The 25,269-nt window shown below is 73.7% G+C and carries 20 protein-coding genes; 17 read left to right on the forward strand and 3 right to left on the reverse strand.

The genetic code is table 11. The features are described from left to right. Positions 1 to 34: 34 nt before the first annotated feature. Both IE326_RS15125 and IE326_RS15130 read right to left on the reverse strand, forming a co-directional pair. Positions 35 to 538, reverse strand: coding sequence for a YbaK/EbsC family protein (locus IE326_RS15125; protein ID WP_150228672.1), 504 nt, complete (start codon positions 536 to 538; stop codon positions 35 to 37). Positions 539 to 600: 62 nt separating this feature from the next. Further along, positions 601 to 2,232: a penicillin-binding transpeptidase domain-containing protein gene (locus IE326_RS15130; RefSeq protein WP_190041757.1), complete on the reverse strand. Its 1,632-nt coding sequence runs from the start codon at positions 2,230 to 2,232 to the stop codon at positions 601 to 603. Positions 2,233 to 2,452: 220 nt separating this feature from the next. On the opposite strand from IE326_RS15130, the gene IE326_RS15135 reads away from it, so the two are divergent. Genes IE326_RS15135 through IE326_RS15145 form a run of 3 tightly spaced genes read left to right on the forward strand, consistent with a single transcriptional unit; the run spans position 2,453 to position 5,909 of the window. Then, on the forward strand, positions 2,453 to 2,977 hold the full coding sequence (locus IE326_RS15135; RefSeq protein ID WP_190041758.1) for a hypothetical protein: 525 nt from the start codon (positions 2,453 to 2,455) through the stop codon (positions 2,975 to 2,977). Further along, positions 2,977 to 5,280: a hypothetical protein gene (locus IE326_RS15140; protein WP_190041759.1), complete on the forward strand. Its 2,304-nt coding sequence runs from the start codon at positions 2,977 to 2,979 to the stop codon at positions 5,278 to 5,280. Before IE326_RS15135 ends, IE326_RS15140 begins: the two co-directional genes overlap by 1 nt. Continuing rightward, a complete protein-coding gene (locus IE326_RS15145) occupies positions 5,277 to 5,909 on the forward strand; it encodes a hypothetical protein (protein WP_190041760.1) in 633 nt (210 codons plus the stop codon). Before IE326_RS15140 ends, IE326_RS15145 begins: the two co-directional genes overlap by 4 nt. 59 nt (positions 5,910 to 5,968) lie before the next feature. Here IE326_RS15145 and IE326_RS15150 read toward each other — a convergent pair whose 3' ends face one another. Next, positions 5,969 to 7,726, reverse strand: coding sequence for a dolichyl-phosphate-mannose--protein mannosyltransferase (locus IE326_RS15150; protein WP_190041761.1), 1,758 nt, complete (start codon positions 7,724 to 7,726; stop codon positions 5,969 to 5,971). Between the two features lie 246 nt (positions 7,727 to 7,972). Here IE326_RS15150 and rsmI point away from each other — a divergent pair, with 246 nt between their 5' ends. The 14 genes from rsmI to galK all read left to right on the forward strand — a co-directional run bounded on the left by rsmI (position 7,973) and on the right by galK (position 25,098). Then, on the forward strand, positions 7,973 to 8,818 hold the full coding sequence (gene rsmI, locus IE326_RS15155; RefSeq protein ID WP_190041762.1) for a 16S rRNA (cytidine(1402)-2'-O)-methyltransferase: 846 nt from the start codon (positions 7,973 to 7,975) through the stop codon (positions 8,816 to 8,818). 203 nt (positions 8,819 to 9,021) lie between these two features. Further along, positions 9,022 to 9,438 carry a hypothetical protein gene (locus IE326_RS15160; protein WP_150228658.1) on the forward strand — a complete coding sequence of 139 codons (417 nt, stop codon included), beginning with the start codon at positions 9,022 to 9,024 and terminating at the stop codon, positions 9,436 to 9,438. A 237-nt stretch (positions 9,439 to 9,675) separates the two neighbouring features. Next, a complete protein-coding gene (locus tag IE326_RS15165) occupies positions 9,676 to 10,545 on the forward strand; it encodes a TatD family hydrolase (protein ID WP_150228656.1) in 870 nt (289 codons plus the stop codon). Between the two features lie 193 nt (positions 10,546 to 10,738). Continuing rightward, positions 10,739 to 11,971 (forward strand): resuscitation-promoting factor, encoded by a 1,233-nt coding sequence (locus IE326_RS15170; RefSeq protein ID WP_229915470.1) that lies wholly within the window; start codon positions 10,739 to 10,741, stop codon positions 11,969 to 11,971. A gap of 28 nt (positions 11,972 to 11,999) precedes the next feature. Further along, positions 12,000 to 12,872 (forward strand): 16S rRNA (adenine(1518)-N(6)/adenine(1519)-N(6))-dimethyltransferase RsmA, encoded by an 873-nt coding sequence (rsmA, locus tag IE326_RS15175; RefSeq protein ID WP_150228652.1) that lies wholly within the window; start codon positions 12,000 to 12,002, stop codon positions 12,870 to 12,872. Positions 12,873 to 12,916: 44 nt separating this feature from the next. After that, entirely contained in the window at positions 12,917 to 13,822 is a 906-nt protein-coding gene (locus IE326_RS15180; RefSeq protein WP_229915471.1) for a 4-(cytidine 5'-diphospho)-2-C-methyl-D-erythritol kinase, read from the forward strand. Positions 13,823 to 13,911: 89 nt separating this feature from the next. After that, on the forward strand, positions 13,912 to 15,198 hold the full coding sequence (locus IE326_RS15185; protein WP_190041764.1) for an acyltransferase family protein: 1,287 nt from the start codon (positions 13,912 to 13,914) through the stop codon (positions 15,196 to 15,198). A gap of 77 nt (positions 15,199 to 15,275) precedes the next feature. Continuing rightward, positions 15,276 to 17,081, forward strand: a complete 1,806-nt coding sequence (locus IE326_RS15190; RefSeq protein WP_190041765.1) for an ABC-F family ATP-binding cassette domain-containing protein — start codon at positions 15,276 to 15,278, stop codon at positions 17,079 to 17,081. 113 nt (positions 17,082 to 17,194) lie between these two features. Then, a complete protein-coding gene (locus IE326_RS15195; RefSeq protein WP_150228646.1) occupies positions 17,195 to 19,087 on the forward strand; it encodes an outer membrane protein assembly factor BamB family protein in 1,893 nt (630 codons plus the stop codon). Positions 19,088 to 19,100: 13 nt separating this feature from the next. Beyond that, positions 19,101 to 20,933, forward strand: a complete 1,833-nt coding sequence (locus IE326_RS15200) for an outer membrane protein assembly factor BamB family protein (protein WP_190041766.1) — start codon at positions 19,101 to 19,103, stop codon at positions 20,931 to 20,933. 212 nt (positions 20,934 to 21,145) lie between these two features. Beyond that, the gene (locus IE326_RS15205; RefSeq protein WP_150228641.1) at positions 21,146 to 21,829 is read left to right on the forward strand and encodes a response regulator transcription factor; all 684 of its coding nucleotides are present in this window, start codon (positions 21,146 to 21,148) and stop codon (positions 21,827 to 21,829) included. A gap of 112 nt (positions 21,830 to 21,941) precedes the next feature. After that, positions 21,942 to 22,985, forward strand: a complete 1,044-nt coding sequence (galT, locus tag IE326_RS15210; RefSeq protein WP_150228639.1) for a galactose-1-phosphate uridylyltransferase — start codon at positions 21,942 to 21,944, stop codon at positions 22,983 to 22,985. After that, positions 22,982 to 23,962, forward strand: coding sequence for a UDP-glucose 4-epimerase GalE (gene galE / locus IE326_RS15215; protein WP_190041767.1), 981 nt, complete (start codon positions 22,982 to 22,984; stop codon positions 23,960 to 23,962). Before galT ends, galE begins: the two co-directional genes overlap by 4 nt. Continuing rightward, positions 23,959 to 25,098 (forward strand): galactokinase, encoded by a 1,140-nt coding sequence (gene galK / locus IE326_RS15220; protein ID WP_150228635.1) that lies wholly within the window; start codon positions 23,959 to 23,961, stop codon positions 25,096 to 25,098. Before galE ends, galK begins: the two co-directional genes overlap by 4 nt. The last annotated feature ends 171 nt before the right edge of the window (positions 25,099 to 25,269 follow it).

Here is a 25,269-nt window from a genome sequence, read left to right on the forward strand (position 1 = left end):
GCCGCGGCCGGCACCACGCACGCGACCGGCGGCGTCACGCCGTGCGCTCGCGCACGTCCGCGAGGGTCGCGCCCGCGTGGGCGACCAGTTCCTTCGGGGGCAGGGCGAAGACCGAGTGCGGGGTGCCGGCCGCGGCCCACACCAGGGCGTGGCCGAGGAGGCCCTCGTCGGCGAGGACGCGGGTCCGGGTGAGGTGCCCGAAGGGCGGTACGCCTCCGATCGCGTAGCCGGTGGTCTCCCGCACCACCCGCGCGTCCGCACGGGTGACCTCCGCCGCGCCCAGCGCCTCCCGCACCCGCTCGACGTCCACCCGCGAGGCCCCGTCCATGAGGACCAGCACGGGCACCCCGTCCGCCGCGAAGATCAGCGACTTCACGATCTCGGAGACCTCGCAGCCGATGGCGTCGGCGGCCTGCTGGGCGGTGCGGGTCTCGTCCGGGAAGCGGCGGACCTCGACGTCGAGGCCCAACTCGGCGAGCGCGGCGGCGAATCGGGGGTGGGCGGGGGAGGCGGAGGCGTCAGGGGTTCCGGTCGTCATGCCCCGCACCGTAGCGGTGGGTGTAGGGGGCATGCGACCTCCTTTCCTGCCGGGGCCCCGGCTCAGCCCGCCTTCAGGACCGCCGCCACCACCGGTCCCGCCGCGTCGCCGCCGTGGCCGCCCGCCTGGACGACGGCGGCGGCGGCGAGGTCGCCGGAGTAGCCGGTGAACCAGCTGTTGGAGTCCTGGCCCTCGACCTCCGCCGAGCCCGTCTTGGCGCCCTTCGGCGAGGACACCGGGGCCATGGCCTGCCGGGCGGTGCCGTGCGGGGCGGTGGCCGCGGCCCGCATCATCTTCTGGAGCCCCTCGGCGACCGCGCCGGGCAGCGGCTCGGCCTCGGCGAACTCCCGGCCGTCCAGGTCCTTCGGTATCAGGTACGGCTGGAGGAAGCCGCCGTTCTTCACGGTCGCGGAGACCGACGCCATGTTCAGCGCGTTCATCTCGATCTTCCCCTGGCCGATGTACGAGGCCGCCGTCTCGGGCCCGGCGGACTCGGGCACCGCCCCGTCCCAGGTCGCCACGCCGGCCGACCACCGCTCGCCGATGCCGAACCACTTGCGGGCGGTGTCACCGAGCGCGGTGTTGTGGACGCCCTTCTTCTTCAGCGGCGTGATCGCCTTGATGAAGGCGGTGTTGCAGGACCGCGCGAAGGCGTTGGTCAGGTCGCCGCTGGTGGTGAAGCGGTCGAGGTTCTGGAAGGTCCGTCCGTCCCACTGCACGTCCGCCGGGCACAGCACCGGCGAATCCGGACCGGCGACGTCGTACCGCATCATCATCGCCGCCGTCACGATCTTCATCGTGGAGCCGGGCGCCTGCTTCCCGAGGAAGGCCGTGTTGTAGCCCGACGCCGGGTTGTTGGCGACCGCCCGTATCGCGCCGGTCGACGGTTCGACGGCGGCGACGGCCGCGTTCGGGAAGTCCTTCACGGCCTTCTCCGCCGCCGCCTGCACGCCCGCGTCGATCGTCGTCCGCAGCTCGCCCGGCTTGCCCTTCGACAGCACCAGGAGCGTGGTGCCGGGCACGCCCTCCGCGTTCTCGATCCAGGTCTCGACGCCCGCCTCGCCGCCGGCCTTCCCGCCGTACCGCTGCCGCAGCGCGTCCAGGACGGGCACCAGGGACGGGTACTTCTCGGGCGGCAGCGCGACGCCCTCGTGGTCCAGCGCCTCGACCGCGGGGGCCTTGGCGGTGCCGGTCCGCAGGGTGGCGCCGGGGGCCAGCTTCGGGTGCAGGACGGTGGGCGTCCAGCGCACCAGCGGCCGGCCGGTGGACTCGCCGCGGACGACGGCGAGCTTCGACGCGTACGTCCACGGCTTCGACACCCCCTCGTACGTGACGGTCGCCTTCACCGTGAACGACACCGTCGCCCCCACCGGCGCCCGGGCCGTGACCTCCATCGCCGAGACGCCGCCGCCCTCGCGGTACGCGGCGATCGCCGGGCCCGCCGCCACCGGGTCGTTCGTCAACTGCCCGGCCCGGTCGGCCTCCCCGGCCGCCCAGGCGGCGAGGAAGTCCCGCGTGGTGGCGGTGACCTCCTCCTCCGTGACCGGTCCGGTGCGCCGCGCCCCCGCCTGCGTGCCGATGTCCTCCGAGCCGCCCGTGATCCCGCTCCAGAGGTTGTACCCCCCGTACCCGACGCCGCTCGCGACGACGAGGAACACACCTCCGACGACCGCGGTCTTCGCTCCACTGCGCATGACTTGGGTTCCCCTCCCCGTGTGGACCATCGAGTGAATCAGCCGCCTCTGACAACTGTCGAGCGAGAACGGCCACACCTGTCACATCCGGCGTGCGGGACTTTTCCCCTGCGAAGGAACGGTGAAGACGGGAGAAGTCCGTACTCGCCCGTGGTGTCGGCGTCCCGCCTCCTTAAGATGCCGTCTGGCGTTGCCACCGCATCGACGGGAAGGAGCCGGCATGGCGTGGGACGAGTGGAACCAGCTCAAGGCGGAGGCGGCCGGGGCCTCCTCGACGCGGATGCAGCTGAACCGGGTGCCGGACGAACCGGACGGCAAGTCGCTGTCCACGAACAGCCAGGGCGACCTGAAGGTCGTCAACGAGCACCTCTCGAAGATCGGCGACCACGCCTTCGGCCTCTACAACCGCCTGTGGCGCGAGGGCCGGGTGGCCGAGACCACCACCGACTCCGCCGCCTCCGACCTCTCCGGGCAGGGCTTCGAGCTGGGCGGCGCGCTCACCCACGTCTCCCTCCGGTGGTCCTCCGCGCTCGCGGACCTCATGGACGCCTGCGCGCACATCTCGAACCACATGGACTACACGAAGAACGCCCACGCGGGCGACGAGACCTTCATCGAGCGGCGCATGAGCGGCATCGCCACCCTCGACGCCGGCTTCGACGAGCGGGCGTCCGAACCCGGCAGGCCGAACGACCTCGTGTACGGCGACAAGGAAGACAAGGGCGACAAGAAGGACGGCGAGTGATGGACTTCGACACCCTGCTGCACGCCAAGTTCGGCACGTTCGACACCGCGCTCACCGACTGGAACACCCTCGTCACCAACCTGGAGAAACTGGAGAAGGACGCGAGCGAGGGCCTGAAGGGCGCCGCCGCCAAGGCCGACTGGTCGGGCGTGAACTCGCAGGTCGGCCGGAGGTTCATCGACAAGACCGCCGGCGAGTTCGCCGACGCGCACACCCAGGCCACCTCCGTCCGCAACATCCTCCGCGACACCCTCGGCGAGCTGAAGAAGGCCAAGGGCGACCTGGAGCAGGCCATCTCGTCGGCGCGGCAGCGGAACGTCTCCGTCGTCCCCTCGGGGAAGAACTTCACGGCCAAGGCCGTCGACGGCGACGCCGGCAAGGACGTCACCCAGGCCACCGTCGACGGCGTGCGCGACGAGATCGACAGGATCATCCGGAGCGCCGCCGAGAGCGACAGCTCCGCCGCCAAGATCCTGCGCGCCCTCGTCGACCAGGCCGAGAAGGGCTTCGGCGACGCGAAGTACGCCGACCGGGACCAGGCCGCCGCCGCCATCAAGGAGGCGGAGGACCTCGCGGCCCTCGCCAAGAAGGACCCGGGCAAGCTGACGGAGGCCGAGTTCGACAAGCTGCTGAACGGCCTCACCCGGTACAGCGGCGACGACCTCTTCGCCACCACCTTCGCCCAGAAGCTCGGCGCCCAGGGCACCCTCGACTTCTGGGCCGGGCTCAACGACCCGAACAGCCGCGACCACGCCGCCGACGGCAAGCGCTTCGACCAGTACAAGGACCTCCAGAAGCAGCTGGGCCTGACCCTCGCCAACGCCACCCAGAGCGGCAGCACGGACATGTCGCGCTGGAAGTTCGACATGCTCCAGGCCGTGGAGAAGCCGGTCGGCGGCACCTACGGCGTCTCCGGCTACGTCGTCATGAGCAACCTCATGCGCTGGGGCGACTACGACGACGACTTCCTCACCGGCTACGGCACCAACATGCTCGCCAAGGAACAGGAGGGCGTACGCAACGGCGCCCGCCCCGAACAGATCTGGGGCTACCACGGCGGCGGCCTCTGGCCCCACCTGAACACCACCGGCACCGACTTCGGCTTCGACCCGATGACCGGCTACATGAAGGCCCTCTCCCACAGCCCCGACGCCGCCACGGAATTCTTCAACTCCGAGTTCATCGCCAAGGACGCCGAGAACAACCCCTTCACCCGCGACACCGACGGCAACGGCAAGAAGGGCCACATCGGCCTCTCCAACTTCCAGTACCTCTTCGAGGAGCGGGAGTGGATGCAGGAGCAGGACTCCGAGGGAGAGGACAGCATCTCCGGCAAGAACTACCTGGCGGCCGCGCTGGAGGCGGCGACCACGGGCCACCCGGCCGGCGAGCTCCCGACCTCCGCGACGAGCGTCCACTCGGAGGAGCAGGCGAAGCTGTACGCCGACATCGTCAAGTCCGTCTCCCAGGACCCCTCCCGCCTCACCGACAACAGCTTCATGTCGGACAGCATGGGACAGATCTCGGCGGAGTACATGGCGGACATCCACCGCGGACTGCGCGCGGGCGACGCCGGCGAGGACAGGCTCTACCCGATCGCGGGGGCGGCGGCCCCCCTCAACGAGCAGGACCTCACCCGCTTCCTGTACACCGTGGGACAGAACCCCGAGGGGTACGCGGCCGTCAGCGTCGGCCAGCACGCCTACACGGCGGGGATGCTGGAGCACCACTTCGCCCACCCCGACGCCTTCGTCGACCAGGAGGGGAACACCCCCGCGCAGAACCTGGAGAAGGCCACCGGCGCCATCGCCCACAACGCCGGCGAGATCCAGGGCATGCTGGGAGCCGGCCGCGCGTACGCCGCCGAGCTGGACGCGGGCAACAAGGACGCCGAGTTCAACGACGCCATCACGAAGGCGGGCGAGCTCGGCGAGTCCCTCGTCGGCATCGGCGTCGGCGTCGGCACCGCGTCGATGGTCGGACCGGGCGGCGTCATCGTCGGCGGCATCGCGGAGACGGTCGCGGGCGAGATCATTGGCGGCCTCACCGACGGCCTGATGAAGGACAGCTCGGGCGAGGTCATCTACCGCAACGGCGAGGAGATCAACGCGACCCGCGAGTCGACCTTCGCCCTCGTGGAGAAGGCCGCCCAGGAGTCGGAGAAGAAGTCGGGCGCGTCCTACCCGGGCGTGGTGTCCTCGATCGCGGGCCAGGCCGAAGCGGGCTTCACCTCCGCCCACACCAACATCCGCGACTACTGCGAGGGCATGGGCGTCCCGAACGAGCTGGAGAAGGACAAGTGACCATGAACCCGGCGAAGAAGCGCGGCATCGCCGCCCTCGTCGTCCTGGCGCTGGCCGCCGCCTGGGCCGGCATCAGCCACGCCACCAACACCCCGCCCTTCAAGAAGCCGAAGGGGACGATCGAGGCGAGCGAGCTGTGCCCGTCCTTCGGGACGTCGCAGGAGGCGGCGGACATCCTGAACCGGCTCCTGCCGTACGCCGTCTCCTACCGGATCCCCCGTGAGGGAGGCACGCCCCGCGGCCTGAGCCCCACCGACCTGCACCACCTGTCGAGCTGTTCCATCAGCGGGGACGGCCGTCGGCTGCTGCTGGCGCGCACGGAGATGGGGGCCTGGAGCAGCGAGCAGAGCTGGCGGGAGGAAGTGCTCGGCAACACCGACGGGCGCAGGCCGGTGGCCTTCGACGCCGGGCGCTGGGCCTTCACCACGACCCCGGAGAACCTGAGGGTCGCGGCGGTCCACTCCGCCTGCCTGCCGTACGGAGACTCCAGTCTGAGCACCTACGTCGAGCTCCGCGGCCCCGCCCCCGCCGACCGTGTCGACGACCTCCGCCGCCTCGCCGAGATCGCCGCCGAGCAGGCCCACAAGGCGGCCCACTGCACGGTCCCCGCGGACACTCCCCGGAAGTAGGCGAGGCCACGAGGAGAGGGCGCGACCACTGGTCGCGCCCTCTCCTCACGTCCGCGCGGCTAGACCCACGTGTCCAGCCACATCCGCGCCCGCCATTGATCCATCGGGATCGGCGTCGCCGTGTAGATCGGCCAGAAGTAGATGAAGTTCCAGACGATCAGGAGGACCAGGCAGCCGGCGGCGACGGCGCCGAAGGTGCGGCGTCTCTCCGTGGAGCCCTTGGGGCCGATGATCGCGCCGATCATCATGGCGACGGCGAGGCAGAGGTAGGGGACGAAGACGACGGCGTAGAAGACGAAGATGGTGCGTTCCTGGTAGAGGAACCAGGGGACCCAGCCCGCGGCGACCGCGCAGGCGATCGCCCCGGCGCGCCAGTCGCGGCGGAAGGCCCAGCGCCACAGGACGTACACGAGGGCGAAGCAGGCGGCCCACCACAGGAGCGGGGTGCCGAGGGCGAGGATCTCCTGGGCGCACTTCTCGCCCGCGGAGGCGGGGCAGCCCGCGGTGCCGGGGGCGGGGGACTCGTAGAAGTAGGAGACCGGGCGGCCGAGGACGATCCAGGACCAGGGGTTCGACTCGTACGTGTGGGGCGAGGTGAGGCCCACGTGGAACTTGTACACCTCGGTCTCGTAGTGCCACAGGCTGCGCAGCCACTCGGGCAGCCAGGACCAGGTGCCGCCGCCGCCCGGGAGGGCGTCCTGCTTGGCGGCCCAGTCGCGGAAGTAGCCCTTGTCGGTGGCGAGCCAGCCGGACCAGGTCGCCAGGTAGGTCACCAGGGCCACCGGCACCACCGACACGAACGCGGGCAGCACGTCCTTCTTCAGGACCGCGAGGTACGGGCGGACCGCGCCGGCCGTGCGGCGGGCGCCGACGTCCCACAGGACGGTCATCAGGCCGAAGCCGACCATCACGTACAGGCCGTTCCACTTGGTGGCGGCGGCGAGGCCCAGCATCACGCCGGCCGCGATCCGCCACGGGCGCCAGCCGAGCCGCAGGGTCTCGGCGATCTCCGCGTCGGGGCGGAGCACGCCCTCCTCGTCCTCCGGGAGCGCCGCCGCGATCCGCTTCCTGGTCCGGTCCCGGTCGAGGACCAGACAGCCGAAGGCGGCCAGCACGAAGAACATCAGCACCTGGTCGAGGAGCGCGGTGCGGCTCATCACGAAGTGCAGGCCGTCGACGGCGAGCAGCAGCCCGGCGAGGCAGCCGAGGAAGGTGGAGCGGAAGAGGCGGCGGCCGATCCGGCACAGCATCAGGACGGAGAGCGTCCCGAGCAGCGCGACCATGAACCGCCAGCCGAACGGTTCGAAGCCGAAGATCTTCTCGCCGAGGCCGATGACCCACTTGCCCATGGGCGGGTGGACGACGTAGCCGGGGTCGGTGGGGATGAGGACCGAGCCCGGGTCCTTCAGGATCGTCTTGTCGATGTCCTTGGGCCACGCCCCCTCGTAGCCCTGGTTGATCAGGGCCCAGGAGTCCTTGGCGTAGTACGTCTCGTCGAATATCACCGCGTGCGGCTTGCCCAGGTTCCAGAACCGGAGCACGCCCGCGACGGCCGCGACCAGCAGCGGGCCGCCCCACGCGGCCAGCCGCCACAGCCGGTCGGCCGCCGCCGGGCCCAGCCCGAGCAGCGACGTGATCCGTGGCGAGGGCCGGGTGTACGGCGGGTCGAGCCGGTCCCTCGTGCCGATGGCGAGGGTGCCTGCGGCGGGCGGGCGGTAGCCGAAGCGACGCAGCCGCAGCTGCCACGAAGAGGGCTCGGCCACGGTCGGCGCCATGGAGTGCTGGCCCTCCGGGGCCTCGGGTGCGGTACGGGTCACCGCGCCATCGTAGGGACTGCGTCTGTGCGCGTCGCCTGTCCGGGCGGTACGGGGCGGGGCGGGGCGCCGGTACGGGCGGGTGCGGGGAGGGGAGGGGGAGCGGTACGGGCGGGTGCGGCGCGGGCGCGAGTACGGGTACGGACGCCGGTACGGGGGGGTACGGGCGGGTACGGATGCGGGCGCGGGTGCGGATGCGGGCGCCCCTCCCCGGCCGCCGGGGCCGTCGCGGGCTGGGAGGATGGGCGGGTGACAGGAACGCTGGTACTCGCAGGCACCCCCATCGGCGACATCGCGGACGCGCCGCCCCGGCTCGTCGCCGAGCTGGAGGGGGCGGACATCGTCGCGGCCGAGGACACCCGCCGGCTGCGCGGGCTGACCCGGGCGCTCGGCGTGCACACGACGGGCCGGGTCGTCTCCTACTTCGAGGGGAACGAGTCGGCCCGGACGCCCGAACTGGTCGAGGCGCTGACCGGCGGGGCCCGGGTGCTGCTGGTGACCGACGCGGGCATGCCGTCGGTCTCCGACCCCGGCTACCGCCTGGTCGCCGCCGCCGTGGAGGCGGACATCAAGGTGACCGCCGTCCCCGGCCCGTCCGCCGTGCTCACCGCGCTCGCGCTCTCCGGCCTGCCCGTCGACCGCTTCTGCTTCGAGGGCTTCCTGCCCCGGAAGGCGGGCGAGCGGCTCGGCCGGCTGAAGGAGGTCGCCGCCGAGCGCCGCACCCTCGTCTACTTCGAGGCCCCGCACCGGCTCGACGACACCCTCGACGCGATGGCCGAGGTCTTCGGCACGGACCGCCGCGCGGCCGTCTGCCGGGAGCTGACCAAGACGTACGAGGAGGTCAAGCGGGGCCCGCTGGGCGAGCTGGCGGCCTGGGCGAAGGAGGGCGTGCGCGGCGAGATCACGGTCGTCGTCGAGGGCGCCCCGGAGACCGGGCCGGAGGAGCTGGACGCCGCCGAGCTGGTGCGCAGGGTGCGGGTGCGCGAGGAGGCGGGGGAGCGGCGCAAGGAGGCGATCGCGGCCGTCGCCGTGGAGGCGGGGCTTCCCAAGCGGGAGGTCTTCGATGCGGTGGTGGCGGCAAAGAACGCGTCGTGAAAAGTGACGGGAAAAGCCCGCGAGGCTCCGGAAAGGCTTCGGAAACGGTAAAGGGATAACCTTTAAGGCAAAGCCGGATCCGGCGCCGGGAGCCTTCGCAGGGCGCTTGGCAAGGGAACGCCCAAAACCATTCCATGCTTCCTTCCGTGCTGATGCGCTCCGGCCCGAAAAGGCGTCCACTGGACCAGTGGAGAGGAGCTGGAATGAGCGAGACCACCGGCACCGGAACGCCCGTCGCCCATGAGGCGTACGCCTTCGCCTGCATGCGCTGCGGCTACGGCTGGGAGCAGTCCTACGAGATAGAGCACCACACGGACGCCAGAGGTCAGGCGTTCGTCGTGTACAAGGCGGACGGAGAGCGGGTCCCGTCCCCGCTGTCGAGCCCGACCTGCATGAACTGCGGTGGCCACGTCGTACGGATCATGCGCGCCGGACAGGTGTCCTCGGTCCTCGACATGATCGCCGCGACGGAGCACCACCGGCGCGGCTCGAAGGAGACCAGGCCGGTGTCGCCGGCCGGGCCGGTCGGCCAGGAGCTGACCGAGGGGGACGAGAAGCCGCCGGTCCCGCACCACTGGCACCTCTCCGACCTCCTGCACCCCTTCCGCGGCCGGCACTGAGGATCCGGCGCCGGCGAGCGCGGCGCCGACGGCCCCGCACCGGGATTCCGGCGCGGGGATTCCGGCACGGGACCCCGTCGCCGGACCCCCGCACCGGAGTCCCCGTCGTCGGACCTCCGCACCGGAGCCCCCGCACCGGAGTCCCCGTCGTCGGACCTCCGCACCGGAGCCCCCGCACCGGACCCCGCGCCGAAACCGCCGCGCGGACCCGCTCGCCGCCCTCGTACGATCGGGGCCATGAGTGCCAAGGACGCCCCGCCGCCGCTGCCCGAGCCCCTCCTCGTGGAGGTCGCGGACTCGCACACCCACCTGGACATGCAGTCCGGCACCGTCGAGGAGGCGCTGGCCCGGGCCGCCGCCGTCGGCGTGACGACGGTCGTGCAGGTCGGCTGCGACGTGAAGGGCTCGCAGTGGGCCGCCGAGACCGCCGCCGCCCACCCGAGCGTGCACGCGGCCGTCGCCCTGCACCCCAACGAGGCCCCCCGGATCGTGCTGGGCGATCCCGACGGCTGGTCCCGGCAGGGGGCGCGGGAGGCGGGCGGCGACGCGGCGCTCGACGACGCGCTCGCCGAGATCGACCGGCTGGCCGCCCTGCCGCACGTCCTCGGCGTCGGCGAGACCGGCCTCGACTTCTTCCGCACCGGCCCCGAGGGCATGGCCGCGCAGGAGCGTTCCTTCCGCGCCCACATCGAGATCGCCAAGCGGCACGGGAAGACGCTCGTCATCCACGACCGCGAGGCCCACGCCGACGTGCTGCGGGTCCTCGACGAGGAGGGCGCCCCCGAGCGGACCGTCTTCCACTGCTACTCCGGCGACGCCGAGATGGCGGAGATCTGCGCCGCCGAGGGCTACTACATGTCCTTCGCCGGCAACATGACCTTCAAGAACGCCCAGCCGCTGCGGGACGCCCTCGCCGTCGCCCCCCTCGACCTCGTCCTCGTCGAGACCGACGCCCCCTTCCTCACCCCGGCGCCCTTCCGGGGCCGCCCCAACGCCCCGTACCTGATCCCGGTCACCGTCCGGGCGATGGCCGCCGTGCGCGGGATCGACGAGAACGCGATGGCGGAGGCCCTCGCCGTGAACACGGCCCGCGCCTTCGACTACTGACGGCCGGGGACGGCCGGGAAGCCCGCCCGATGCCCGCCCCCCGACGTCCGCCGTCGCCGCGCGGCCCCGCATAACGGTTACGCATCGTAGCCGGGTCGCTTTGGAGAGTGACGGCCGCCGGGGCTAGGGTCCCGGCCTCGTGAGCACTTCTCAGGACGGCCCCCGCGCCGGGCGGTGGGGCGCGACGGCCACGCTGCCCTTCCACGAGCAGCCCACCCAGGCGGCGCCGCTGACCGCCCCCGCACCACCGCCGGCCCCCGCGCCCGTCCCCGCGCAGGGCGGCCGGGCCGCCGCCCGGCGCGGGGCCCGGCGCCGCAAGGCCGCCCGGCCCGCCGGGGACGGCCTGCGGCGGCTCGTCCCGCAGGCCCTCGTCGTCGCCTTCCTGGCCGGCGGCACCAGCGCCTTCGTCGCCGACGACAAGGCCGTCCGGCTCACCGTCGACGGCGTCCCCCGCACCCTGCACACCTTCGCCGACGACGTCGGCGAGCTCCTCGCCGACGAGGGGCTGACGGTCGGCGCGCACGACATCGTCGCCCCCGCCCCCGGCGAGGCACTCTCCGGCGACGCCGAGGTCGTCCTCCGCTACGGCCGGCCGGTCTCCCTCACCCTCGACGGCCACCGCCGCCAGGTGTGGACCACCGCCGACACCGTCGACGGCGCCCTGCGCCAGCTCGGCGTCCGCGCCGAGGGCGCCCACCTGTCCGTCTCCCGCTCCACCGCCATCTCCCGCACCGGACTCGCCCTCGACGTCCGCACCGAACGCGCGGTCACCTTCCTCGCCGACGGCCGCGAGCGGACCGTCCGCACCAACGCCGCCACCATCGCCGAGGCCCTCGACGAGGCCGGCATCACCCTCGGCGGCGAGGACACCACCTCCGTCCCCGGCGACGCCTTCCCCCGCGACGGGCAGACCGTCACCGTCCTGCGGATCACCGGCACCACCCAGACCCGCGAGGAGGCCGTGCCGTACGCCGTCGAGCGGATCCGCGACCCCGGGCTCTTCGCCGGCACCGAGGTCGTCGACCGGCCGGGCACGCCGGGCCTGCGCCGCATCACGTACCACCTGCGCTCCGTCAACGGGGTGAAGCAGCGGCCCCGCCGCACCGGCGAGGAGCTCGTCCGCGCGCCCGTCTCCCGCAAGGTCCGCGTCGGCACCCGCCCGCTCCCCGCCTCCGTCGCCGGCGCCGACGGCCTGGACTGGGGCGCCCTCGCCGCCTGCGAGTCCGGCGGCCGCCCGGACGCCGTCGACCCCTCGGGGACGTACGGCGGCCTCTACCAGTTCGACCCCGGCACGTGGCGTTCCCTCGGCGGCACCGGCGTCGCCCAGGACGCGCCCGCCGCCGAGCAGACCTTCCGCGCGAAGAAGCTGTACGTGCAGCGCGGCGCCGGACCCTGGCCGCACTGCGGGCGCAGGCTGCTGCGGTGACCGGTGCGGCGACCCGTACGCTGTACCGGTGAGCACCACCACCGGCCCCGACGGCCCCGACGCCCTCCTCGGCCCCGCCGACATCCGTGAGCTGGCCGCCGCCCTCGGCGTGCGCCCCACGAAGCAGAAGGGCCAGAACTTCGTCATCGACGCCAACACCGTCCGGCGCATCGTCCGCACCGCGGGCGTCCGCCCGGACGACGTGGTCGTCGAGGTGGGGCCCGGCCTCGGCTCCCTCACCCTGGCCCTCCTGGAGGCCGCGGACCGGGTGACGGCCGTCGAGATCGACGACGTCCTGGCCGCCGCGCTGCCGGCGACGATCGCCGCGCGGATGCCGGACCGGAAGGACCGCTTCGCGCTGGTCCACTCCGACGCCATGCTCGTCCGGGAGCTGCCGGGCCCGGCGCCGACCGCGCTCGTCGCCAACCTGCCGTACAACGTGGCCGTGCCCGTCCTGCTGCACATGCTCGACCGCTTCCCGACCATCGAGCGGACCCTCGTCATGGTGCAGGCCGAGGTCGCCGACCGGCTCGCGGCCAAGCCCGGCAACAAGGTGTACGGCGTCCCCTCCGTGAAGGCGAACTGGTACGCCGAGGTCAAGCGCGCCGGAGCCATCGGCCGCAACGTCTTCTGGCCCGCGCCCAACGTCGACTCGGGCCTCGTCTCCCTGGTGCGCCGCGCCGAGCCGGTCGCGACCACCGCCTCCAAGGCCGAGGTCTTCGCGGTCGTCGACGCGGCCTTCGCGCAGCGCCGCAAGACCCTGCGGGCCGCCCTCGCCGGCTGGGCGGGCTCGCCCGCCGCCGCCGAGGAGGCGCTGGTGAAGGCCGGGATCTCGCCGCAGGCGCGCGGCGAGGCGCTGACGGTGGAGGAGTTCGCGCGGATCGCGGAGGCGAAGGCGTGAGCGGCGGCGCGACGGGCGAGGCGGGCGTGACGGGCGAGGTGAACGTGACGGGCGCGGCGGGCGTGACCGTGCGCGTGCCGGCGAAGGTCAACGTGCAGCTGGCGGTGGGCGCGGCCCGCCCCGACGGCTTCCACGACCTCGCCAACGTCTTCCTCGCGGTGTCCCTGTACGACGAGGTCACGGCGACCCCCGCGGACCGGCTGACGGTCACCTGCGAGGGCCCCGACGCGGACAAGGTCCCCCTCGACGCCACCAACCTCGCCGCCCGCGCCGCGGCGCTCCTCGCCGCCCGGCACGGCATCGCCCCCGACGTCCACCTCCACATCGCCAAGGCCATCCCGGTCGCCGGCGGCATGGCCGGCGGCAGCGCCGACGGCGCGGGCGCGCTCCTCGCGTGCGACGCGCTGTGGGGCCTGGGGACGCCCCGCGAGGACCTCCTCGCGATCTGCGCCGAACTCGGCTCCGACGTGCCCTTCAGCCTCGTCGGCGGGGCGGCGCTCGGCGTCGGCCGCGGCGAGCGGCTGACGGAGCTGCCCGTCGCCGGGCCCTTCCACTGGGTCTTCGCCGTCGCCGACGGCGGCCTGTCGACGCCGGCGGTGTACGCCGAGTTCGACCGCCTCGCGGAAGGCACCGACGTCTCCGAACCGGCCGCCTCCCCGGCCCTCCTCGACGCGCTGGCCACCGGCGACACCGCCGCCCTCGCCGCCGCCCTGTCCAACGGCCTCCAGCCCGCGGCGCTCTCGCTGCGGCCGTCCCTCGCGGCGACGCTGGCGGCCGGCACGGAAGCGGGGGCGCTGGCCGCGCTCGTCTCCGGCTCGGGACCCACCACGGCCTTCCTGGTCAAGGACGCGGAGTCCGCCGACGCGGTGGCCGCCGCCCTCCGCGCCTCCGGCACCTGCCGCACCACCCGCACCGCCACCTCCCCGGCCCCGGGCGCCACCCTCCTCTGACCCGCCCGCACGCCCCCCGGCCCGTACTCAGGCGGACATGAGTACGGGCGCCCTGTCGTCCTGCGGGGCGCGCGCGGCACCGTGGCGGCATGGGAAGAATCAGCGCGCGGGAGCTCGCCGAGGGGACGCCGGCGGGCCGGGACCGGTACGTGGACCTGCTGCGGGTGGTCTCGCTCGGGGTCGTCGTGTGCGGGCACTGGCTGATGGCGGCCGTGACGGACGACGGGGTCGGCAACCTGCTGGCGGTCGTCCCGGAGCTCCAGGTCCTGACGTGGGCGCTCCAGGTGATGCCCGTCTTCTTCTTCGTGGGCGGCTTCGCGCACGCCCTCGCCCACCGCTCCCGCCCCGGCTACGCGGACTTCCTGCGGGCCCGCCTGCGCCGCCTGCTGCGCCCGACGATGGTGTTCGTGGGTGTGTGGGGCGCGGCGGCCCTGGCGCTCCAGCTCGCGGGCGCGGACACCGGGCTCACCGGGGTGGCGCTGCGGCTGGTGGCGCAGCCGCTGTGGTTCATCGGGATCTACCTGGCGATGGTGGCGTTCACGCCGCCGCTGCTGCGCCTGCACGGCCGCTGGGGCTGGGGCGCCTTCGCGGGCCTGGCCGCCGCCGCGGTCGCGGTCGACGTGCTGCGGTTCGCCGCCGGGGTGCCGTTCGTCGGGTTCCTGAACTTCGCGTTCGTGTGGCTGGCCGTGCACCAGCTGGGCTTCCTGCGGGCGGACGGCATGATCCGGCGCCCGGCGGTCCTGGCGGGCGCGGGGCTCGCGGGCGCGGCGGTGCTGGTGGCCCTCGGCCCGTATCCGCTGTCGATGGTGGGGATGCCCGGCGAGGAGGTGTCGAACATGGCCCCGCCGACGCTGGCGCTGCTCTGCCACGGCCTGTGGCTGATCGGCGCGGTGGAACTGCTGCGCGGCCCGGGGGCGCGGTTCGCGGCGCGGGCGCGGGTGTGGCGGGCGGTGGTCGCGGCGAACGGGATCGCGATGACGGCGTTCCTGTGGCACCTGACGGCGATGCTGGGCGTGTACGGGGCGCTGCTCGGGCTCGGCGCGCGGCTCCCGGAGCCGGCGACGGGCGCCTGGTGGGCGCAGCTGCCGGTCCGGTTCCTCGCGGCGGTCCTCCTGACGGCCCTCCTCGTCCTGGTCTTCCGCCGCTTCGAGGCCCCGTCCGCGGTGCCCCGCACGGGCGGCTCCGGCCCGCTGGCCGCGGCCGGCGCGACGCTCGCGCTGCTGGGCGTCCTGGGCCTGTCGACGACGGGCTTCGGCGGCCTCCTGGAGGGGCACGCGGCGACCCTGGTCGCGGTGGAGGTGACCGCCCCCGCGGCGGTCGCGATGGCGCTGGCGGGCTGGTTCCTGGTGGACCGGCCGGGCCGGAGCCGCCCCTGACGCGGGCGGCCGGGCCGCCGGCGGGCCCGGCCGACGTACCCTGGTACGTCGATCGATCGCCCCGCACTGGAGTCAACGTGGCCGTCAACCTGGTCAATGTCGAGAACGTCAGCAAGGTGTACGGCACCCGTGCCCTGCTCGACGGGGTCTCGCTCGGTGTCTCCGAAGGGGACCGGATCGGGGTCGTGGGCCGCAACGGCGACGGCAAGACCACGCTCATCCGGATGCTGGCGCGCCTGGAGGAGGCGGACACCGGCCGGGTCACGCACAGCGGCGGCCTGCGGCTCGGCGTGCTGACGCAGCACGACTCGCTCGACCCGGCGGCGACGATCCGGCACGAGGTCATCGGCGACATGGCCGACCACGAGTGGGCGGGCAACGCGAAGATCCGCGACGTGCTGACCGGCCTCTTCGGCGGCCTGGACCTGCCCGGCTTCGAGAGCGGTCTGGACACGGTCGTCGGCCCGCTGTCCGGTGGCGAGCGCCGCCGCATCGCGCTGGCGAAGCTGCTGATCGAGGAGCAGGACCTGCTGGTCCTCGACGAGCCGACGAACCACCTCGACGTCGAGGGCATCGCCTGGCTCGCCGGCCACCTCCGGGCCCGCCGTTCGGCGCTCGTCTGCGTCACCCACGACCGCTGGTTCCTGGACCAGGTCTGCACCCGCATGTGGGACGTGCAGCGCGGTGACGTGTACGAGTACGAGGGCGGCTACTCCGACTACGTCTTCGCCCGCGCGGAGCGGCAGCGGATCGCCGCGACCGAGGAGGTCAAGCGGCAGAACCTGGTCCGCAAGGAGCTGGCCTGGCTGCGGCGCGGCGCCCCGGCCCGCACCTCCAAGCCGCGGTTCCGCATCGAGGCGGCCAACGCGCTGATCGCGGACGTGCCGGAGCCCCGGGACACCAGCGAGCTGATGAAGTTCGCCAACGCCCGGCTCGGCAAGACGGTCTTCGACCTGGAGGACGTGACGATCACGGCCGGTCCGAAGACGCTGCTCCAGCACCTGACCTGGCAGCTGGGTCCCGGCGACCGCGTCGGCCTCGTCGGCGTCAACGGTGCGGGCAAGACCTCACTCCTGCGGGCGCTGGCGGAAGCCGCCGTCACGCAGGGCGAGAAGCAGCCGCCGGCCGGGCGGATCGTCGTCGGCAAGACCGTGCGGCTCGCCTACCTCTCGCAGGACGTCACCGAACTGCCCGCGCAGCTGCGCGTCCTGGAGGCGGTGCAGCAGGTCCGGGACCGGGTGGACCTCGGCAAGGGCCGCGAGATGTCCGCGGGGCAGCTCTGCGAGCAGTTCGGCTTCGGCAAGGAGAAGCAGTGGACGCCGGTCGGCGACCTGTCCGGCGGCGAGCGCCGCCGGCTCCAGCTGCTGCGCCTGCTCATGGACGAGCCGAACGTCCTCTTCCTCGACGAGCCCACCAACGACCTCGACATCGAGACCCTGAACCAGCTGGAGGACCTCCTCGACGGCTGGCCGGGCTCCATGGTCGTCATCTCCCACGACCGCTTCTTCCTGGAGCGGACCACGGACCGCACCTTCGCCCTGCTCGGCGACCGGGCGCTGCGGATGCTGCCGCGCGGCATCGACGAGTACCTGGAGCGGAGGCGGCGGATGGTCGAGGAGACCGCCCCGGCGCCCGCCGCCCCCGCCGCGCAGCCCGCCGCGGGCGTCTCCGCGGCGGACGCGCGCGCCGCGAAGAAGGAGCTCCAGAAGGTCGAGCGGCAGCTCGACAAGATCTCCGAGAAGGAGGCGAAGCTGCACGCGCAGATCGCCGAGAACGCGACGGATTTCGCGAAGGTCGCGAAGCTCGACGCCGAGTTGAGGGAACTCGGCGGAGAACGTGAAGAGTTGGAGATGCGCTGGCTGGAACTGGCCGAGAACGCATAACGACGGCATCACGGACCGGTCCTCCCTTGGGCACAAGGGATGGACCGGTCGCTTTTGCGCCACCTCGTGAGTGGTAGAAAGAAAACCCGCTCACAGCCAAGGGGGAAGCGCTGATGACCCAGCCGCCCAGCAACCAGCCGCCGGGGGGCTTCGGAGCTCCCCAGGATCCGAACGCGAACCCGAACCAGGGCGGCGTGCCGCCGGTCCCGCCGCAGATGCCCGGCCAGCCTCCGCAGATGCCCGGCCGGCCGCCGCAGGCCCCGGCCCAGCCGCCGACCGCCCCGGCCCAGCCGGCCGTCCCGCCGCCGGCCGCCCAGCCCGGCTACGGCTACCCGCAGCAGGCCCCGCAGCCCGGCCCGTACGGCTACCCGCAGCAGCCGCAGCAGCCGGGCCCGTACGGCCAGCCGCAGCAGCAGCCGGGACCGTACGGCCAGCAGCCCGGCCCGTACGGGCAGCAGACGAACCCCTACGGGGGCGGCTACCCGGGCCAGACGCAGCCGATGTACCCGGGCGCGCCCGCCCCCGCCCCGGCCGGCGGCGGCGGTCCCTTCAAGGGCCGCACCGGTCTGGTCGCGGCGATCGCCGCCGGCGCGGTCGTCGTCGCCGCGGTCACCACCTGGGCCGTCGTCGGCAAGAGCGACGACGAGGAGCCGCCCGTCGCCGGCCCGGCGACGAGCGCCAGCTCCAGCGCCACCGCCGCCCCGAAGCCCTCCGAGTCCGTCGACCAGGGCGACGGCTCCGGCGACGGCGAGAAGGGCGGCGAGGGCACGGACGACCTCAACGCGGCCCGCGAGCCCGGCGAGTCGAAGGTCAACTTCCTCACCACCAACGACGTCGACCTGCCCCGCAACGGCTCCGAGGTCTTCGGCCCGTGGATCGTCGGCGACACCGTGATCAAGGCCATGTACAAGGGCGTGTCCGGCTACTCGCTCGCCGACGGCGCCAAGAAGTGGCAGGTCGACCTGCCGTTCAAGCTGTGCGCGGCCCCGGCCCAGCCCGGCGCGAACGGCCTGATGGTCTTCGGGTACGAGGAGAGCGCCAAGGACGGCGCCAAGTGCACGATGCTCCAGCAGATCGACCTCAAGTCCGGCAAGGCGGGCTGGAAGAAGGCCGTCCCGAAGCCCACGGGCCTCTTCGCCTTCTCCGACAACACCCTCGCCATCGGCGGCAACACGGTGACCGCGGCCGGCAGCAGCAGCGCCTACGGCTTCTCCCTCACCGACGGCAAGCAGGTCTTCACCGGCCCCACCGGCGACTGCAAGCCGTACGCGTACGCCGGTGACGCCACCAAGATGGTCGCCGCCAACCAGTGCCGCACCGCCGACGCGAGCAAGGAACAGCACACGGTCAGCGAGGTCGACCCCAACACGGGCAAGGCGAAGTGGACCTACCGGCTGCCCGCCACCTGGGAGGTCGACAAGGTCTACTCGGTGAACCCGCTGGTCGTCTCCACCTTCCAGCGCGAGCAGAAGAAGTGGTCGATCGTCGCGCTCAACCCGAACGGCAGCGTCCGCTCCCAGATCCAGGGCGGCAAGGACAAGTTCGCCCCGCGCTGCGGCGGCGGCCTGATCATCTTCGGCCGCAACCTCCAGGGCTGCACGGGCGTCGCCGCCGCCGGCGACACCTTCTACATGTCGACCGACGTCGACTACGGCGACTCCAACGAGGTCGTCGCCTTCGACCTGAGGAACGGCAAGCCGAAGTGGCGCTCCAAGGCGCCCGCCGAGCAGTCGATGACGCCGCTGCGCATGGAGGGCGGCGAGGTCCTCGTCTACGTCGCGCCCAAGTTCGACAAGGGCGGCGCCGTCGCGACGATCGCCCCGACCGGCGGCGCGCCGAAGATCCTGCTCAAGCACCCGGTCTCGGTCGCGCAGATCGAGAGCGGCTTCTTCAGCGCGGGCTACGCCTACGGCAACGGCACGTTCGTGGTGGCGGCGGGCCGGGTCTCCGCGTCCAACGACGCCGAGGAGAAGGAGACCAAGACGATGATGGGCTTCAGCAAGTGAGGTACGCGGACCGATGACCCAGCCACCCCCTCCGCCGCCGAACCAGCCGCCGAACCAGCCCCCGGGCGGCTTCGGCGCCCCGCAGGACCCGGCCCCGGGCGGCTTCGGCGCACCGACGCCCCCGCCGCCGCAGGCCCCGCAGGGACAGCCCGGTTACGGCTACCCGCAGCAGGCCCCGCAGCCCGACCCGGGCTACGGGTACCCGCAGCAGCCCCAGCAGCCGTACGGCTACCCGGCCGCGCCCCAGCAGCAGCCGTACGCGGCCCAGCCGCCGTACAACACCCCGGCCCAGCCGCCGTACGGCTACCCGACCGCGCCGCAGCAGCCGGCCGCGGTCCCGGCGCCGGGCGGCGGGAAGAAGCTGTCGGCGCAGGCGCAGATCATCGTCGCGGCGGTCGTGGCCGTCGCCCTGATCGTCGGCGGCGGCATCTGGTACGCCAACTCCGGCTCGGACCCGCAGCCGGAGGCCAAGCCCCAGGGCGGCACCGGCCAGGCCCCGTCCGGCGACGCGGGCTCCGGTCCGGGCGGCTCCGACGGCGGTTCGGGCAACGGCCTGGGCGGCGACGGCAAGGAGAAGGCGGGCGAGAAGACCGGCTCCCGCCTGGCCTTCCGCTTCGACATGCCGAAGGTGCCCGACACCACGCCCGTCGACGGCTCGTGGCTCACCGACACGACCTACGTGAAGACGGGGATCAACTCGGTCGTCGGCTACGACCTCGACAAGGGCACCGTCTCCTGGACCCTGCCGCTGGCCGGCCAGGTCTGCGGCGCGTCCCGGCACGTGACGGCCGACCACAAGGTGCCGATCCTCTTCGAGGAGGCCAAGCGGGTCGCGCCCCGCTACTACCAGAGCTGCAACAAGGTCGGCATGGTCGACCTGAAGAGCGGCAAGCTCCTGTGGTCCGCGTCCGTCACCGGCGGCGGCGACGAGAAGGCCCGCTTCAACGAGGTCACGCTCGGCGGCGGGACCGTCGCCGCCGGCGGCACCGACGGCGGGGCGGCCTTCGACGCGGCCACCGGCAAGGTGCTGTGGAAGCCGCAGTCCAACGACGACGGCTGCTACGACATGGGGTACGGCGGCGGCACCGGCCTCGTCGCGGTCCGCAAGTGCGGGGCGTACGGCGCCGAGTCCGTCCTCGTCCAGAACCTGGAGCCGAAGACCGGCAAGCCGATCTCGCAGTACAAGATGCCCACGGGCGTGAAGTACACGGCGGTCATCTCCACCCAGCCGCTGGTGGTCGCGGCCAACGTCGGCGACGCAGCCGACGACGGCAGCGGCATCTCGGACTTCTTCTCCATCGACGAGAAGACCGGGAAGCTGCGCACCAAGATCACGGCCCCCGCCGAGCGCTACGCGGCCCGCTGCGGCTCCACCGCCGTCGAGGACTGCTCGCAGGCCCTCGTCGGCAACGGCCGGCTCTACCTGCCGACCGAGGAGCACGACGGCTCCACCGGCGAGTACGGCGCCGAGACCAACGAGATCGTCGCCTTCGACCTCGCCAACGGCCGCATGGCGCCCGAGAAGGCCGACGCGGGCGACGGGTACACGCTGATGCCGCTGCGCATGGACGGCGGCGACCTCATCGCGTACAAGATCCCGCCGTACGACAAGGGCGGGCAGATCGTGTCCGTGCACGGCGGCACGATGAAGGAGACGCTGCTCCTGGCGAACCCGTCGGACAAGGGCAACCGGGACATCGAGACCAGCTTCTCCGTCACCGGCTCCGAGTTCCGCTACGCCGACGGCCGGCTCTTCCTCTCGGCCACCTACGTCAACAAGACGCGCGAGTCGGACAGCGCGTACGGCAAGCGGTACCTCGCGGTGTCGTTCAGCACCAAGGGCTGACGCCGCCCAGCGGACGGAAGGGCCTCCCCGGGAATCCCGGGGAGGCCCTTCCGTCGTCCGCGGGGCGGGTCCGCGGGCGGGAGCGGGGCGATCACGCCCGGCATCCCCCGTTCGTGGCGCGGAGGTTGACGCCCCGCGGGGCGGGGGAGCGTGTAGCTTGCCGGGTCAGAGGTGCCGGGGACGGCACGCCCGGGGGATGGGGGATGGACGGGATGGGCGTTCGGCTCGTGGTCGTGGACGACCACCGCCTGCTCGCGGAGGCGCTCGCCTCGGCACTGAAACTGCGCGGGCACCGGGTGCTCGCCGCGGCGGCCCCGACGGCGGGGGCCGCCGAACTCGTGGTGGGCCGCGCCCCGGAGGTCTGCCTCTTCGGCACGGCCGCCCCGGCCGCCCCCGGGGCCTTCGACCCGGTGGCGCGGATCAAGCGGGAGCGGCCGCAGCTGGCCGTGGTGGTGCTGGGCCCCGTGCCCTCGCCGCGCGGGATCGCCGCGGCCTTCGCGGCCGGCGCGTCCGGGTACGTCCGGCACGACGAGCGCATCGAGGGCGTGGAGCGGGCGCTCCTGAAGGCCCGCGCGGGGGAGGCGGCGGTGGCGCCGCAGCTGCTCGCGGGGGCCTTCGCGGAGCTGCTGAACCCGGCGGCGCAGCCGGACGACGAGGCGCAGCGGCTGCTGCGGCTGCTGACCCGGCGCGAGGTGGAGGTCCTGGTGCGGGTCGCGGAGGGCGAGGACACCCGGCTGATCGCGGAGGGCATGGGCATCGCGTCGAGCACGGCGCGCACCCACGTCCAGCGGGTCCTGATGAAGCTGGGGGTCGGTTCCCGGCTCGAAGCGGCGGCCCTGGCGGCCCGCACCGGCCTCCTCGACCGCGCGGTCCCCTCCCAGCGCCGACCCCGCTGATCACCCCGCCCCCGCCCGGCGGACGTGCCGGGCGGGGCTCCGCCATTGACGGCGATGTTTGAATGTGGTTCTTTGTGCGTGGTTCTGTTTGATCCTGCCCGGAGGGCACCCCGTGAAGAAGACCGTCACCACACTCGCCGACGGGCGCGAGCTCCTCTACTACGACAGCCGCGACGACGCCGTCCGCACCGCCGTCGACCCGCGCCCCCTCGCCCCCGTCACCTCCCGCTCGGAGATCCGGTACGACGCACTGACCGGCGACCGCGTCGCCGTCGCCTCCCACCGGCAGGGCCGCACCCACCTCCCGCCCGCCGACGCCTGCCCGCTCTGCCCCGCCCGCGAGGGCCACGAGAGCGAGGTCCCCGACGCGTCGTACGAGGTCGTGGTCTTCGAGAACCGCTTCCCCTCCCTCTCCGGCGGCCTCGGCCGCTGCGAGGTCGTCTGCTTCACCGACGACCACACCGCCTCCTTCGCCGACCTCACCGAGGAACGGGCCCGCCTCGTCCTCGACGCCTGGACCGACCGCACCGCCGCGCTCTCCGCGCTCCCCGGCGTCGAGCAGGTCTACTGCTTCGAGAACCGGGGCCGCGAGATCGGCGTCACCCTGCCCCACGCGCACGGCCAGATCTACGGCTTCCCCTACGTCACCCCCCGGACCGCCCTGATGCTCGGCCGCATCGACGAGCACCGCCGGGAGACCGGCCGCAACCTCTTCGACGACCTCGTCGCCCGCGAACGCGCCGACGCCGAACGGGTCGTCCTGGAGACCGAGCACTGGATCGCCTTCGTGCCGTACGCCGCCCGCTGGCCGTACGAGGTCCACCTGCACCCCACCCGCCGCGTCCCCGACCTCCTCGCCCTCGACGAGGCGGCCCGGACAGGCTTCGCACAGGTCTATCTGGAACTCTTGAGGCGCTTCGACCGGATCTTCGGCCCGGCGGAGCCGCCCACGCCCTACATCGCCGCCTGGCACCAGGCGCCGTTCGCGGACGCGCGGCGGGAGGACTTCGGGCTGCACCTGGAGCTGTTCACGGTCCGGCGCGCCTCCGGGAAGCTGAAGTTCCTCGCGGGCACCGAGTCCGGCATGGGCGCGTTCATGAACGACATCCGGCCGGAGGACGCGGCCCGGCGCATCCGAGAGGTGGCAAGCGCATGACGACTCCGAAGAGGTACCTGGTCACGGGCGGGGCGGGCTACGTGGGCGGCGTGGTCGCCGCCCACCTCCTGGAGCGGGGCCACCGGGTCACCGTCCTCGACGACCTCTCCACCGGCTTCCGCGAGGGCGTCCCCGCCGGAGCCGAGTTCGTCGAGGGCCGCGTCCAGGACGCCGCCGCCTGGCTCGACGGCTCCTACGACGGCGTCCTGCACTTCGCCGCCTTCTCCCAGGTCGGCGAGTCCGTCGCCAGGCCCGAGAAGTACTGGGAGAACAACGTCGGCGGCACCATGGCCCTGCTCGCCGCCATGCGCGCGGCCGGCGTCCGCAAGCTGGTCTTCTCCTCCACCGCCGCCACCTACGGCGAACCGGAGACCGTGCCGATCACCGAGACCGCGCCGACCGCCCCCACCAGCCCGTACGGGGCGAGCAAGCTGGCCGTCGACCACATGGTCACCGGCGAGTGCGCGGCCCACGGCCTCGCCGCCGCCTCCCTGCGCTACTTCAACGTCGCCGGCGCGTACGGCGGGCTGGGCGAGCGCCACGACCCCGAGTCGCACCTGATCCCGCTCGTCCTCCAGGTCGCCCTCGGCCGCCGCGAGGCGATCTCCGTCTACGGCGATGACTACCCCACCCCCGACGGCACCTGCGTCCGCGACTACATCCACGTCGCCGACCTCGCCGAGGCCCACCTCCTCGCCCTGGACGCCATGACCGAGGGCGAGCACCTCATCTGCAACCTCGGCAACGGCAACGGCTTCTCCGTCCGCGAGGTGATCGAGACCGTCCGCAAGGTCACCGGCCACCCGGTCCCCGAGGTCACCGCCCCCCGCCGCCCCGGCGACCCGGCCGTCCTGGTCGCCTCCGCCGAGGCCGCCCGCACCCGGCTCGGCTGGACGCCGTCCCGCCCCGACCTGGCCGACGTCGTCGCCGACGCCTGGGCCTTCGCCCGCCGACGCCAGGAGGAGACCGGCGCATGAGCGTCCCCACCGACTTCGAGGCCCTGTACGGCGCCGCGCCCGACGGCGTCTGGGCCGCCCCCGGCCGGGTCAACCTGATCGGCGAGTACACCGACTTCAACGACGGCTTCGTGCTGCCGCTCGCCCTGCCGCACACCACCGTCGCCGCCGTCTCCCGCCGCGACGACGGCGTCCTGCGGCTGCACTCCGCCGACGCCGACGGCGGCATCGTCCAGCTCGCCCTGGACGCCCTCGAACCGCTCTCCGGCGGCGGCTGGGCCGCCTACCCGGCCGGGGTCGCCTGGGCCCTGCGGGAGGCCGGGCACACGATCGGCGGCGCCGACGTCCACCTCGCCTCCACCGTCCCCGCCGGCGCCGGGCTCTCCTCCTCCGCCGCCCTGGAGGTCGTCACCGCCCTCGCCCTGAACGACCTCTTCGGCCTCGGCCTCACCCGCCCCGAACTGGCCCGGATCGCCCAGCGCGCCGAGAACGCCTTCGTCGGCGTGCCCTGCGGGATCATGGACCAGATGGCCTCCGCCTGCGCCGAGGAGGGCCACGCCCTCCACCTGGACACCCGCGACCTGTCGTACCGGCAGGTGCCCTTCGGCCTCGCCGCCGAGGGCCTGGAACTCCTGGTCGTCGACACCCGGGTGAAGCACGCGCTCGGGGACGGCGCGTACGCCGAGCGGCGCGCCGGTTGCGAAGCGGGCGCGCGGGCGCTCGGGGTGCGCGCCCTGCGCGACGTGGACGCCGCGCACCTGCCCGCCGCGCTCGCCCGGCTGACCGACGGGACGACGCTGCGGTACGTCCGGCACGTGGTCTCCGACAACGACCGGGTGGCCCGGACGATCGCCCTGCTCGACGCCGGGGCGACCCGGGAGGTCGGCCCGCTCCTCACCGAGGGCCACGCCTCGCTCCGGGACGACCTGCGGGTCTCCTGCGCGGAGCTGGACCTGGTGGTGGAGACGGCGAACGCGGCCGGGGCGCTGGGCGCGCGGATGACCGGCGGCGGCTTCGGCGGCTCCGCGGTGGTCCTGGTGGACGCGGACCGCGCGGCCCCGGTCGCGGCGGCGGTCCGCTCCGCCTTCGCGGACGCCGGGTACGCGGAGCCGGGCGTCTTCCCCGCCGTCCCCTCGGCGGGCGCCCGCCGCCTCTGAACCCCGGCCCGCCGGGCCCCGGATCCCCCGGGACCGCACGGCTTCGGACAGTTCCGCCATTCGGCCCCCACGACGGTGCCCCGCCCCTACGCTGTGGGGCAGCGCCGGTGGGGGCCGGTGCCGTTCAGGGGGCGAGACCCGTCGGGTACGGCGCCGGGAGCGGGGTACCAC

The organism is Streptomyces filamentosus (assembly GCF_014654895.1).
GTDB lineage: Bacteria > Actinomycetota > Actinomycetes > Streptomycetales > Streptomycetaceae > Streptomyces > Streptomyces filamentosus.

Bases quoted from the DNA above. Each gene is read 5' to 3' on its own strand.
- IE326_RS15125 (WP_150228672.1), bottom strand. From the start codon at position 538: ATGACGACCGGAACCCCTGACGCCTCCGCCTCCCCCGCCCACCCCCGA.
- IE326_RS15130 (WP_190041757.1), bottom strand. From the start codon at position 2,232: ATGCGCAGTGGAGCGAAGACCGCGGTCGTCGGAGGTGTGTTCCTCGTC.
- IE326_RS15135 (WP_190041758.1), top strand. From the start codon at position 2,453: ATGGCGTGGGACGAGTGGAACCAGCTCAAGGCGGAGGCGGCCGGGGCC.
- IE326_RS15140 (WP_190041759.1), top strand. From the start codon at position 2,977: ATGGACTTCGACACCCTGCTGCACGCCAAGTTCGGCACGTTCGACACC.
- IE326_RS15160 (WP_150228658.1), top strand. From the start codon at position 9,022: ATGAGCGAGACCACCGGCACCGGAACGCCCGTCGCCCATGAGGCGTAC.
- IE326_RS15165 (WP_150228656.1), top strand. From the start codon at position 9,676: ATGAGTGCCAAGGACGCCCCGCCGCCGCTGCCCGAGCCCCTCCTCGTG.
- IE326_RS15185 (WP_190041764.1), top strand. From the start codon at position 13,912: ATGGGAAGAATCAGCGCGCGGGAGCTCGCCGAGGGGACGCCGGCGGGC.
- IE326_RS15195 (WP_150228646.1), top strand. From the start codon at position 17,195: ATGACCCAGCCGCCCAGCAACCAGCCGCCGGGGGGCTTCGGAGCTCCC.
- IE326_RS15200 (WP_190041766.1), top strand. From the start codon at position 19,101: ATGACCCAGCCACCCCCTCCGCCGCCGAACCAGCCGCCGAACCAGCCC.
- IE326_RS15205 (WP_150228641.1), top strand. From the start codon at position 21,146: ATGGGCGTTCGGCTCGTGGTCGTGGACGACCACCGCCTGCTCGCGGAG.
- galE (WP_190041767.1), top strand. From the start codon at position 22,982: ATGACGACTCCGAAGAGGTACCTGGTCACGGGCGGGGCGGGCTACGTG.
- galK (WP_150228635.1), top strand. From the start codon at position 23,959: ATGAGCGTCCCCACCGACTTCGAGGCCCTGTACGGCGCCGCGCCCGAC.